The sequence below is a fragment of the Pseudomonas sp. Bc-h genome (assembly GCF_002080045.1).
Classification (GTDB): Bacteria; Pseudomonadota; Gammaproteobacteria; order Pseudomonadales; family Pseudomonadaceae; genus Aquipseudomonas.
Genome location: NZ_MUIN01000011.1, coordinates 544,336 through 556,568 on the forward strand (window position 1 = coordinate 544,336; position 12,233 = coordinate 556,568).

The 12,233-nt window shown below is 58.7% G+C and carries 13 protein-coding genes and 1 pseudogene; 4 read left to right on the forward strand and 10 right to left on the reverse strand.

The features are described 5' to 3' along the window. The first annotated feature begins 51 nt into the window (after positions 1-51). A complete protein-coding gene (locus BWR59_RS22800) occupies positions 52-1,272 on the forward strand; it encodes a YbfB/YjiJ family MFS transporter (protein WP_081567879.1) in 1,221 nt (406 codons plus the stop codon). Here BWR59_RS22800 and BWR59_RS22805 read toward each other — a convergent pair. From BWR59_RS22805 to BWR59_RS32110, 3 genes and pseudogenes are all read right to left on the reverse strand, one after another. Further along, a complete protein-coding gene (locus BWR59_RS22805) occupies positions 1,256-2,155 on the reverse strand; it encodes a LysR substrate-binding domain-containing protein (protein WP_081567880.1) in 900 nt (299 codons plus the stop codon). The two genes, BWR59_RS22800 and BWR59_RS22805, sit on opposite strands and share 17 nt — an antisense overlap. Positions 2,156-2,402: 247 nt before the next feature. Further along, positions 2,403-2,570: pseudogene (locus tag BWR59_RS32920) on the reverse strand (SPOR domain-containing protein); the annotation flags it as partial. Between the two features lie 94 nt (positions 2,571-2,664). Further along, positions 2,665-2,892, reverse strand: coding sequence for a hypothetical protein (locus BWR59_RS32110; protein ID WP_143490909.1), 228 nt, complete (start codon positions 2,890-2,892; stop codon positions 2,665-2,667). Positions 2,893-3,078: 186 nt separating this feature from the next. On the opposite strand from BWR59_RS32110, the gene BWR59_RS22815 reads away from it, so the two are divergent. Next, complete coding sequence (locus BWR59_RS22815; protein ID WP_081567882.1) at positions 3,079-4,110, forward strand: DUF4917 family protein; 1,032 nt, start codon at positions 3,079-3,081, stop codon at positions 4,108-4,110. A 9-nt stretch (positions 4,111-4,119) separates the two neighbouring features. Here BWR59_RS22815 and BWR59_RS22820 read toward each other — a convergent pair whose 3' ends face one another. The 3 genes from BWR59_RS22820 to BWR59_RS32115 form a co-directional block, all read right to left on the reverse strand. After that, on the reverse strand, positions 4,120-4,557 hold the full coding sequence (locus tag BWR59_RS22820) for a DUF2442 domain-containing protein (protein WP_081567883.1): 438 nt from the start codon (positions 4,555-4,557) through the stop codon (positions 4,120-4,122). A gap of 3 nt (positions 4,558-4,560) precedes the next feature. Then, complete coding sequence (locus BWR59_RS22825) at positions 4,561-4,794, reverse strand: DUF4160 domain-containing protein (RefSeq protein ID WP_081567884.1); 234 nt, start codon at positions 4,792-4,794, stop codon at positions 4,561-4,563. 132 nt (positions 4,795-4,926) lie between these two features. Further along, a complete protein-coding gene (locus BWR59_RS32115) occupies positions 4,927-5,157 on the reverse strand; it encodes a hypothetical protein (RefSeq protein ID WP_143490910.1) in 231 nt (76 codons plus the stop codon). 251 nt (positions 5,158-5,408) lie between these two features. Here BWR59_RS32115 and BWR59_RS22830 point away from each other — a divergent pair, with 251 nt between their 5' ends. Next, positions 5,409-6,308 (forward strand): DMT family transporter, encoded by a 900-nt coding sequence (locus tag BWR59_RS22830; protein WP_081567885.1) that lies wholly within the window; start codon positions 5,409-5,411, stop codon positions 6,306-6,308. Here the strand turns inward: BWR59_RS22830 and BWR59_RS22835 are convergent. From BWR59_RS22835 to BWR59_RS22850, 4 genes are all read right to left on the reverse strand, one after another. Next, positions 6,305-7,522, reverse strand: coding sequence for an SAM-dependent methyltransferase (locus BWR59_RS22835; protein ID WP_081567886.1), 1,218 nt, complete (start codon positions 7,520-7,522; stop codon positions 6,305-6,307). The genes BWR59_RS22830 and BWR59_RS22835 overlap by 4 nt on opposite strands. 108 nt (positions 7,523-7,630) lie before the next feature. After that, the gene (locus BWR59_RS22840; protein WP_081567887.1) at positions 7,631-8,248 is read right to left on the reverse strand and encodes a hypothetical protein; all 618 of its coding nucleotides are present in this window, start codon (positions 8,246-8,248) and stop codon (positions 7,631-7,633) included. Between the two features lie 27 nt (positions 8,249-8,275). Next, a complete protein-coding gene (locus BWR59_RS22845) occupies positions 8,276-9,025 on the reverse strand; it encodes a TPM domain-containing protein (protein ID WP_081567888.1) in 750 nt (249 codons plus the stop codon). Continuing rightward, entirely contained in the window at positions 9,025-9,648 is a 624-nt protein-coding gene (locus BWR59_RS22850) for a LemA family protein (RefSeq protein WP_081567889.1), read from the reverse strand. The genes BWR59_RS22845 and BWR59_RS22850 overlap by 1 nt, the downstream gene beginning before the upstream one ends. 283 nt (positions 9,649-9,931) lie before the next feature. Between BWR59_RS22850 and bglX the strand changes: the two genes are divergently transcribed. Further along, on the forward strand, positions 9,932-12,232 hold the full coding sequence (gene bglX, locus BWR59_RS22855) for a beta-glucosidase BglX (protein WP_081567890.1): 2,301 nt from the start codon (positions 9,932-9,934) through the stop codon (positions 12,230-12,232). Position 12,233: the final 1 nt, after the last annotated feature.

The window sequence follows — 12,233 nt, forward strand, 5'->3', positions numbered from 1 at the left end:
TACCTTGCACGCAGGTACCGTAATCGCATGTGAACTCATCAGGCGACGAAGATGGAAAAGGCCCAGGCATCTGCCCGCGACGCGACCACTAACGATCACACCCACAACAGCAAATGGGGCATTGCAGCGGGGTTTTCGGCGAGTCTGGTCGGCATCGGGTTGGCGCGGTTTGCTTATACACCGTTGCTGCCAGCAATCATTGATGCAGGGTGGTTCGATTCTTCGAAAGCAGCCTATCTGGGTGCTGCGAATCTGGCGGGGTATTTGATCGGTGCGCTGACCGGGCGGGTGATGGCCGGGAAAACGTCTACCGCCTTCACTCTGCGCGCCATGATGCTGCTGGCGAGTGTTGCGTTTCTGGCCTGTGCATTCCCGGTTTCCTACCTTTGGTTTTTTATCTGGCGTCTGCTGTCGGGAATATCTGGCGGCGCTTTGATGGTCCTTGCTGCTCCAGCCGTGCTGGCGTATGTGCCGCCCTCAAAAAGAGGCCTGGCTGGTGGGGTTATTTTCATGGGGGTTGGCGTCGGAATCGCTGCTTCCGGAACCCTGGTGCCGCTGTTGTTGCAGCAAGGTCTGCAACAGACGTGGATAGGGCTGGGGATCATTTCACTGTTGTTCACGGCGATTGCCTGGAAGGGTTGGCCAACGCGGGAAGCTGCGCCCGCCAATCGGAGTCAGCATCCTCGCAAAACGAAGAATGGCACGCTCAAGGCGCTGTACATCGAATACGCGCTCAACGCAGCGGGCTGGGTGCCGCACATGATATTTCTGGTGGCATTCGTCGCTCACGGGTTGGGCAAAGGGCTTGAAGTCGGGGCTCAGTATTGGGTGCTGTTTGGCATTGGCGCGACGTTGGGCCCGTTATTGGCTGGGGTGCTGGCGGACCGAGTGGGGTTCGGCCGCGCACTGCGTTTGTCGTTCATTCTTGAAGGGATTTGTGTCTGCATCCCTGCGCTGACCGTTGGCACACCTTGGTTGATCGCTTCGAGCATCGTGGTTGGCGCATTCGTGACGGGGACAGTACCGCTGGTGCTGGGACGTGTTCAGGAATTGCTCGCCCATCATCCGGCGCAGCAGAGCGCTGCATGGCGCACAGCGACGGTCGGGTTTGCGCTGTTTCAGGCCGTCGCCGCGTATGGGTTTTCGTATCTGTTCACCTACAGCGGCGGCAGCTACGCGTTGCTGTTCATGCTGGGGACAGGCGCCATCGCGCTGGCGTTTTTGATCGACGTCGTGGCCACACGAAGCGCAAATTCTACGCCAGCTGTCTGACGTTCTGAGCGTGCGTTTCGGTCTCCCGGTGCACGCTTTCAAGGAAGGTCGCCAGTGCACTGGAAAAGTGACTGTCGACCCTGCGCACGAACACTGTCTCGACCTGAGAAAGCGTTGGCGGAATTTCATGGACGGCCACGAGTCCTTCCTGCCACGCGCGAGCGACAACCCCTCTTGGTAAAAGGGTGATACCGACGCCCGCTGCGACGCACGCAAGAATTCCATCAATAGAGCCGAACTCCAACGGCTCCGGCGCCAGCAACCCCATGCCCGACAGCAATGAATCCATTCGCTGGCGGTACGAGCAGCCGATGCGAAACACCATGGTCTTCAAATGGATAATGGCGCGGACGGCCTCAAGCGTACGAACAGCGCGTGAGGTGACGAGCACCAGTTCTTCCTGGAAAACCGTTTCGGCCTGCAACTCTGGATGATCGACCGGCCCTGCGACGAACGCACCCTCCAGCTTACAGTCGACGACTGCCTGAATCAGGCTCTGGGTAGTGCCAGTGCGCACGACAGGACGAACTTCCGGCCAAGCGCTAGCGAAGCGTGCGATCAGCAGGGGCAGGCGCAGCGCGAGGGTGGTTTCAAGGGTGCCGATTTCCAGCACGCCGGAGGGTTTGCCATCGTCGCGAGCGGCAGCCGAAGCATCTGAAAGCAATTTGGAGAGTCGTGCGGCATAGGGCAGGATGCGCCTGCCGGCCGGGGTGATCTGCACGCCCTTTGCGCTGCGCTGAAACAGTGACACGCCAAGCTCGTCTTCCAGCGAACGGATTCTGGAGGACACATTCGACTGCACAGTATTCAGCTCGACGGCTGCTTTGTTCATGCTGCCATGTCGAGCGACGGCGTCGACAACCTTCAGATCGATAACGTCCACCGAATCACCTGCTATCTCGAACCAAACGAACCTGACCGCCAGGTTATTGGTTTTCGAGATTATTCCTCAAGCAGTCCAGTGACAAGCGCACGCCCCCCGCAAGCGGAAAAATACAAAGCCCCGGGAGCAACCGAGGCTTCGTTTCTTCACGCATTTACTTTTTCGCTTTCGATTTGGCTTTAGACGCTCCTTTGTGAGCCTCGGCCGGCTTGGCTTTAGCGACTTGCGCGGGCTGCGCATTCATTGCGGTCCGCTCCCGATAGGCAGGCAGCGACGCAGCGAAAGCCATCGCTTCCTCACGCGAGCCGAACGAGCCTAGTCGATCGTGATGGGTGCAGACCCTCCATGGGCCATTGTTGACGTTGATCACGTCGTAGCCATTGAAATGCGTCTTGCTGAGCATCGCAGTGTGCATGGTTACCTCCCTCTCATTCAGAGAGTGTTATGGGTTTACCGACAGACCTTACACCCGGTCGCAGTCGTGCAAACGACCGTTGGACAGATGGTGTTCAAGGTTTGAGGGGCATTTCTTGGTCTTTCTCCGACAGGCTTTTACCGTCGTCCGGGTGCTTCCAGGTTTGCGGCGGTGGTGTTTCGCGCTCTTGCTCGTCCGTGTTTTCTACCCGTTCGAATTCGTCGACGGACTGCTCCAGGCGGTCACCGCGTGTCGTTTCCATGGGGCTGGGATGGGGACCGGGGCTTTGCGCCGCTGGTGTATTCACTGGGTTGGTTTTCATGATGACCTCTCAGCGAACCGGATTTGAGGTTCAAGCTTTAGAAATATGCTTTAAGCAGGGGTTCGAATTATTTTCCGGGCGGTTCGACCGGCATTCGGCGTTGACAACGTTGACCTGGCTTCCTATAAGTCCACTCCGTTCTGGCCCGTCGGTCAGCACCTGCTCACCTGAAAGCGAAGCGAGACGATGGAATTCACGGATTTTGATGCCGAACTTGCCGACTGGAACCAGTTGCAGAGCACCCACCCGTGCTCAGGCTTGCTGCTAGGCAACGGCGCGAGTCTCGCGGTGTGGAAGAATTTTGCCTACGACTCGCTGTTCGAGCTGGCGCAGACCACACGCAACAAACCGCTGAGCCCGACTGAGCTGGCGTTGTTCAAGTCCATGGACACCGAAAATTTCGAGCCGGTGCTCAGCGGCTTGAAGGTCGCGATGCGGGTGAATGCGGCGCTCACCATCAGCTCGTCATCGCCGCGCAACCGTTACTTTGCCATCAAAGAGGCGTTGATCCATGGCATCCGTTCGGCACACATCCCCTGGCGGCTGATGGCCCCCTCGACCATTGCTCATATCAGCAAGGCGCTGAGCCAATACAAAACGGTGTACTCGACCAATTACGACCTGCTGACCTACTGGGCCGTGATGCACGGCGCGCAGCCGTTTGACGATCTGTTCGATGATGACGCTCAGTTCAACCTGCACAGAACCGCCAGCCACGCCACGCGCATCCTTTATCTGCACGGCGGCATGCATCTGGTGAAAAACTTCGACGGCACGGCGCGCAAGCTGATGTCATCGGAAAGCACCCTCTTGGGAAGCTTCGCTGTCAACGCGCTGGAAGATGTGCCGCTGTTCGTCTGCGAAGGCCGCAGCAGCGACAAGATGAAGATCATCCGCGGCTCCGATTACCTTTCGTTCTGCCATGCCCAACTGGCGCAGCATCAAGGCTCGCTGTGCATCTTCGGTCATGCGCTGGGCAAGCAGGATCGGCACATTCTGGACGCCGTACTTCAAGCCAGGCCGAAAACCCTCGCTATCTCGATCCTCCCGCGCAGTGAAGCCTTCATCCAGCATCAGAAGCGGCACTACAGCGCGTTATTCGAAGGACAGAATATCGAGCTGAAATTTTACAACGCCAAGACCCATCCGTTGGGGAATCCGGAGTTGGCTGTGCCTGTGGCACGGTTGAAAGAAGCGGTGGAGATCAAGAGAGCTTAAAGACGACGGTCAGCGGTGCTCGTACTCCCATCCTCTGCACGCCAGCGCAACATGCTTGGGTATCAGCGCGGCACCACTGCTGTATGCAGTAATGGTTCGGCGCGTAAAACCCAGCTCGACAGCAGCAGCTGTCAGCGACAGGTTGTTTTTGGCCATCCATAGTTTGAAATCTCGGGTGGGCATGACTTCGCCGGATTGCTCCAGCGCCAGACGATGAAGCGTTGATGCAGCCAGCTCGAGGTTGTCTCCCCAGGTGACATCAAATCCCCATTCACCCACCGCCGCGTGGCTGAAAAACTTAGCGTCCTTTAGCGGCGCGAGGATCGGGAACTGTTCGATAAAGGCTGCCAGATCAACCGTGTGCCGTTTGCCGTTACTCCAGTCAATGATCAGCGCGTGCTGACCCGTCACCGGCTGCACTGCTGCAATACGTAGTTTGCTCGCCATTACTCAGGTCCTCCGATTCTGCTCGTACCATACCCGCCAAAGTTCAGCGCAATGAGATCGGGCCCACATCAAAGCGGCTTTAAGTGCTTTGGGTTCCGCGCCTTTACCCAGCACCATGAAACCATCGATCTGTACCAACGACTCCCCGTCCGGGGTTTGCACGTGAAAGTGCGGCGGCGCATGGTCGTCCGGATAGATCTTGATTTTCCAGTTGCGGTCGCTCTGTACGGTAGCCATGGGGCGGAATACTAGAGAAATTTTTTCTCTACCGCAATTGCCGGCTTTTAGCTCAAATAAAAACCGGACCTCTCAGGTCCGGTCTGTCTTCTGTACACCACCAACGCTCCCAATCTTCCCAGCGCTGCTTGCTTACTCGTTACTTTCCGACAACGCCCCCACCACCATCGCCCCGCCCTGCGCTTTTTTGTTGACGCTGGCAGCCACTGATTCGGTGGAGAGCCGGACGCTGCCGAGGGCGGCAAGGCGGTCGCTGCTCGTCGATCTGACGACGCTCGCTGACCATTGGCCCGCCATGGTCGCTATCCATGCGAAAAGGAATACCACGACACCTTGCAACGCCCACTTTCCGATGACCGACACGATTGTTCTCCCGGCTGAATTCGATGGCAGCAATTTGACCTTCAAACTGTTGCAGGAAGATTGCATTCAAGTTCTGCACCAAGATTGAGAGCCCTTACAGGGGTGGCCAAAAAATCCTCAACAACGGCATTTCCCCCCTGAACCCCAAGTGTACGGCTGATTCTGTCGGTATCTGTTAAGGGGCTTTGCGGGTGATCTGTGGCTGAATGAATGCCTTCTTTTCATCCAATAAGAACAAGGCAAGATTCGACATGTCCTCTCGCGAAAACACCGGAATGGCCCTCGGGCTGATCGGGGTGGTGATCTTCAGCCTGACCCTGCCCATGACCCGCATCGTCGTTCAGGAAATCCACCCGCTGCTCAACGGTCTGGGGCGAGCACTGTTTGCAGCAGTCCCGGCTGCGGCGTTGCTGTTATGGCGTCGAGAGAAGTGGCCGACTCGGGCGCAGTTAAAGGCCCTGATGGTGGTCTCGCTTGGCGTGATCATCGGCTTCCCGGTGCTCTCTGCCTGGGCGATGAAAACCCTGCCCGCCTCCCATGGTGCACTGGTCAACGGCCTGCAGCCGCTGCTTGTCGCAATATACGCAGCGTGGCTGTCCCATGAACGCCCTTCGAAAGCCTTCTGGCTCTGCGCGGCAATGGGCAGCGTGCTGGTCCTGGGGTATGCGCTGATCAGCGGCGCAGGCAATCTTCAAGCAGGGGACCTGCTGATGGTCGGCGCGGTCGCGATTGGCGGTCTGGGTTATGCCGAGGGAGGCCGGCTGGCCAAACAAATGGGCGGCTGGCAGGTGATCTGCTGGGCGCTGGTGATCTCGATCCCGGTACTGATCATTCCGGTGGGCTACCTGGCCGCGCAACACGAAGGGCCGATTTCAGCGGGCGCGTGGTGGGCGTTCGGCTACGTGTCGCTGTTCTCGCAGTTCATCGGGTTTTTCGCCTGGTACGCAGGCCTGGCCATGGGTGGCATCGCCCGTGTCAGTCAGATTCAGCTGGTGCAGTTGTTCTTCACCATGGCGTTTTCCGCGCTGTTCTTCGGTGAACACATCGACCCGATTACCTGGATCTTCGCGGCCGGCGTGGTGGTGACACTGGCCATCGGGCGCAAGACGGCGGTCATCGCACCCAAGCCTGTAGCCGCGACCCGGGTTTAACCGAGCAGACCATCCGCCTGGAGCAGCGTCTCCAGGCATTGCTCGTTGATGTTGTAGAAAGTTTTCAATTCCTGCATCTTCGCCAGCAGCTCGGTCGGGTCCGTTGGCGATGCGCGTTTGACCGCCAGGATCATCTTGTTCTTGTTGGTATGTTCAAGCGAAATGAACTCGAAAACTTTGGTTTCGTAACCGCAGGCTTCCAGCAACAAGGCGCGCAAGGCGTCAGTGACCATTTCCGCCTGCTGGCCCATATGAAGGCCGTATTGCAGCATCGGCTTGAGCAACGTCGGGCTCTGGATCTGCAGACGGATCTGTTTGTGACAGCATGGCGAGCACATGATGATCGACGCGCCGGAGCGAATGCCGGTGTGAATCGCGTAATCGGTGGCGATATCGCAGGCATGCAGCGCGATCATCACGTCCAGCTCACTGGGCGCCACGGAGCGCACGTCACCGCATTTGAAGACCAGCCCCGGATGCTCGAGTCGTGCCGCCGCGTTGTTGCACAAGGTCACCATGTCTTCACGCAGCTCGACGCCGGTCACATTGCCTTGGGCCTGCAAGGTGTTACGAAGGTAATCGTGAATCGCGAACGTCAGATAGCCCTTGCCGGATCCGAAGTCGGCGACGGTCACTGGTTGGTCGAGCTTGATCGGCGAAGTCGCCAAGGCGTGGGAGAACACCTCGATGAATTTGTTGATCTGCTTCCATTTGCGCGACATGGCCGGGATCAGCTCGTGCTGCTTGTTGGTCACGCCCAGATCGGTGAGGAACGGGCGGCTCAGCTCCAGATAGCGTTTTTTCTCCCGATCATGTTCGACGGAAGGCGCTTCACGCTGTTGCTGGGACTTGTTGCGGAACAGCGTGCTCTTGCCCTTTTTGCTGAACTCCAGCTGCACCTCATCGGTAAGCGACAGCAAGTGCGCGTTCTTGAACGAATCAGGCAGCAGGCTGCCGATCAGCGTCTGTGCTTCGGCAAGAGGATGATTCTTGGTAATGTCGCGGGTCTTGTAGCGATAGACGAAGGACAGGCAAGGCTGATCCTTGATCGTCGCAGGTTTGATGATGATTCGCTGCAGGTCCGCTTCGCTACCCACATATTTGGCCAGCACCAGTTTGATCAGCGAATTCTGCGTCAGGCATGTGTCGAGCAGGCTCAGGAACTCGGCGCGGTGGTCCTGCGCTGGCGTCGCGGTGGTGGCAGTAACGGACATCGGGTGCAGCCTCGGGAAGCGAAAAATGCGAGGCCGGTATTTTAGGCGGGTTGAGCGGCCGTGGTGGATTTAATTAATGACCACCACAAAGCCGTAGATCGGATTTCGCTAGTCAATCACCACCAGCCGATTCGGCAATTCGTTGCGCGCCTGGGTGACCGGCACCTGATCGCCGAGCACTTCTGCGCACGAACGAATACAGCCGAGAAAGCCCTCCAGGATCTTGCCGTCTGCCACCTGCCGAGTGAATACATCGACCATAGAACGCCAGACCATGTCGTCCACATGACGAGCGATGCCGTCGTCGACAATGATTTCAACATAGCGCTCGGCCTCGCTGACGAAGATCAACACCCCCGTACCGTTCGCCGTCGCGTGCAGGTTCTGCTCGAGAAACTGGCGCCGCGCCAGACTCCCCGCCCGCCAATGTCGCACCGAACCTGGCACCAACCGAGTGGTGATTGCGGGAAGACGGCACAACAGCGCCACCACGATAAAGGTCGCGATCTGCGTCAGCAGCAGCTCGTTGGCATTCAGCCAGCCGGGGTAAAAATTGATCAGGCCCGGCAACAGCAACGCGACCAGACCGGCCCAGATCAACGGCACGTAGGCGTAGTCGTCTGCGCTAGCAGCCAGGACCGTAACCAGTTCAGCGTCGGTCTGACGCTCCACGGCTTCGATGGCCTGGGCAACCTGCTTCTGTTCGTCTTCAGTGAGTAATGACATGCGCTACAACCCTTATTGAGCTATCGACTACCAGCCACCGGAGGCACCGCCGCCGCCAAAACTGCCACCGCCACCGCGCATTCCGCCGCCGCCCGAGCCTCCCGAGCCGAAGCCACCGCCGCCACCCGAACCGATGTAGCCACCGCCCAGACCGCCCAAAGCGCGGCCCCAGCGCATATTGATATAGATGAAAGCCACGAAAAGAATGAGAAACAGCAGGCTCATTTTCCAGTCGGTCACATCGTCGCCGCCGGACGCGCCCACCACAGGCTCGGCAAGCGGGTCGCCTCCCAGCACCTGCACGATGGCCTCGGTGCCTTTGCTGATGCCACCCACGAAATCACCCTGTTTGAAAGCCGGCGTGATGATCTGATTAATGATCACCGAGGACTGCGCATCGGTCAGCCTGTCTTCCAGGCCATAACCCACTTCGATGCGGACCTTACGCTCATCCTTGGCGACGATCAGCAGCGCGCCGTTATCCTTGCCCTTCTGCCCGATGCCCCAGAATCGGCCAAGCTGGTAGCCGAAATCCTCGATGGTCGAACCCTGCAGATCAGGCAGCGTGACCACCACGATCTGCTCGGTAGTGAGCTCTTCGTGGGCGCGCAGCATCTGCGACAGGCGCTCTTTGCTGTCGCTGTCGATCATGCCGGCAGTGTCCACCACCTGGCCGCTCAGGGCCGGGAACTTGAGCTCGGCCTGAGCGCATTGAGCGAACAGGCCAGCCCACAGCGCCAACAACGCGACCCACACGCCCCGCCGTGCGCGCTCCATCAGAATTTCACTTGCGGCGCTTTGTCAGCGTCAGCGGCAGTGGCTTCGAAGTTCGGACGAACCGGCAGATCGCTGTACATCACCGAGTGCCAGAGGCGACCGGGGAAGGTGCGAATTTCGGTGTTGTAGCGCTCAACCGAAGCAATGAAATCCCGACGCGCCACGGCGATCCGGTTTTCCGTGCCCTCAAGCTGAGATTGCAGCGACAGGAAGTTCTGGTTGGATTTGAGGTCCGGGTAGCGTTCGGACACGACCATCAGTCGGCTCAAGGCGCCGGTCAGCTGGCCCTGAGCATCCTGAAACTGCTTGAGTTTGGCCGGATCGTTGAGGGTATTGGCATCGACCTGGATCGACGTCGCCTTGGCTCGCGCCTCGATAACTGCGGTCAGGGTATCCTGCTCCTGCTTGGCGTAACCCTTCACGGTCTCCACCAGGTTGGGAATCAGGTCGGCACGCCGCTGATACTGGTTCTGTACCTGCGCCCAAGCCGCCTTCACCTGTTCGTCATAGGTCGGAATGTTGTTGATGCCGCAACCGGCCAGCAACGTGCTCAACAGCATCAGCAGCGTCAGTGACAAATTGTAACGACTGCCCCTAACGTGCCCGTAACGCTCTATTTGCATGACCCTTGCGCTCCTTGATGGTGTTCGATTGTCTTCCACGTCAGACATGACTTTAGCCAAATCGGACGATCCCCGGCATAATCTTGCCCCATCACGTTGTCAGGGCACTGGATTGCCGAACCGCAATCAGATAAAACTCGCTGCGCTACTGATGCCTGGATGCGTCGGGAGTTCAGCGACGCCCCCGTCCTGATGACAATAAAAACCAAAGGTTTCATACCAAAAACAAAGGCCGCCCGGTATTACACGCGAGTTGCCGGTCCACGCCTTGAGAAAATCATTCATGAATAAGCTGTGTTTACTGAGTCTTGTCATCGGTTTGGCCAGTCAGTCCGCCTGGGCCCAGACTGCCGCCAGCCCCGCCAGTAACGTTTCCACGCTGCAAGCCAAGAATGCATTCATCTCCAACCTGATGAAGCAGATGACCCTCGACGAGAAGATCGGTCAGCTGCGTCTCATCAGCATCGGCCCGGAAATGCCGAAGTCGGAAATCGTCAAGGAAATCGCCGCTGGCCGTATCGGCGGGACGTTCAACTCCGTATTGCTGCCCGACAACCGCGCCATGCAAGACGCCGCCGTCGCCCACAGCCGCATGAAGATTCCGATGTTCTTCGCCTACGACGTGGTTCACGGCCAACGCACGATTTTCCCGATCAGCCTGGGCCTCGCGTCAACCTGGGACATGGATGCCGTCACCCGCGCCGGTCGCGTTTCGGCGATCGAAGCCGCCGCCGATGGCGTGGACATGACCTTCGCACCAATGGTCGATATCACTCGCGACGCCCGCTGGGGCCGCAGCTCCGAAGGCTTCGGTGAAGACACCTATCTGGTTTCGCGCCTGTCAGCGACCATGACCCGCGCTTTCCAGGGCACCAGCACTCAGGCACCGAACAGCATCATGGCGGCGGTCAAACACTTTGCGCTGTATGGCGCAGTAGAAGGCGGTCGCGACTACAACACCGTGGACATGAGCCCGGTGCGCATGCAACAGGACTACCTGCCCCCTTACCGCGCTGCCATCGATGCAGGCGCGGGCGGCGTGATGGTCGCGCTGAACTCGATCAACGGCGTGCCCTCCACCGCCAACGCCTGGCTGCTGCAAGACGTGCTGCGCAAGGACTGGGGCTTCAAGGGCGTGACCGTCAGCGACCACGGCGCGATCAAGGAACTGATCGACCACGGCGTCGCCAAGGACTTCCGTGAGGCGGCGAAACTGGCCATCAAGGCTGGCGTCGACCTGAGCATGAACGACAAGGCCTACGGCGAAGAACTGCCAGCGCTGGTCAAGAATGGCGAAGTGTCGGTCAAGGAAGTCGACAACGCCGTACGTGAAGTGCTCGGCGCGAAGTGGGAAATGGGCCTGTTCGCCAACCCGTACCTGCGCATCGGCGCGGCGGTGGACGATCCAGTCGACCGTGATGCTGAAAACCGTCTGCACCGCACCGAAGCCCGTGATGTCGCGCGCCGCAGCATGGTGCTGTTGAAGAATGACAACAACACCCTGCCGCTGAAAAAACAAGGCACCATCGCCGTTATCGGTCCGCTGGCCAAGAGCTCGCTGGACATGCTGGGCAGTTGGTCGGCAGCCGGTCTGGCGCGTCAGACAGTCAGCGCCTATGACGGCCTGGCCAATGCGGTCGGCGACAAGGCCAAACTGCTTTACGCAGTGGGCACCAACGTCACCGACAATCAGGAAGCCATCACCTACCTGAACAAGATGGACGACCAGATTCACATCGATAGCCGCCCGGAACAGGACATGATCGATGAAGCGGTCAAGGTCGCGCAGCAGTCGGACGTCGTCGTGGCTGTAGTCGGTGAATCGCGCAACATGTCCCACGAAGCTGCCAGTCGTGTCGACCTCGTTCTGCCGGGTCGTCAACGTGATCTGATCAAGGCCCTCAAGGCCACTGGCAAACCGCTGGTGATCGTTTTGATGAACGGCCGCCCGCTGGCACTCGGCGAAGAAAACAAGCAAGCCGATGCGATGCTCGAAAGCTGGTTCCTTGGCACCGAAGGCGGCAACGCACTGGCTGACGTGCTGTTCGGCGACTACAACCCGTCAGGCAAGCTGCCGATGACCTTCCCGCGTTCGGTGGGTCAGGTGCCTGCCTACTACAACCATCTGAACACCGGTCGCCCTTACCGCGTGAACGATTCGAACTACACCTCGAATTACTTCGAAGAGCCGACCAGCCCGCTGTTCCCGTTCGGTTACGGCCTGAGCTATACCCAGTTCAACGTCTCGGACATCGTCCTGTCGGTCAACAAGATGACCCGCAAAGACAAACTGACCGCCACCGTCCAGGTCAAGAACACCGGTAAAGTGGCCGGTGAAACCGTGGTTCAGCTGTACCTGCGCGATGTCGCGGCCTCTATCAGCCGCCCGGTGAAAGAGCTGAAGAACTTCCAGAAAGTCATGTTGAAGCCCGGCGAAGAAAAAGCCGTGAGCTTTACCGTGACCGAGGAAGACCTTAAGTTCTTCAACCCTTCGCTCAAGTACGCGGCGGAAGCCGGCGAGTTCAAACTGATGATCGGCCTGGACTCCCAAGACGTAAAAGAAACGACATTCAATCTGCTGTAAT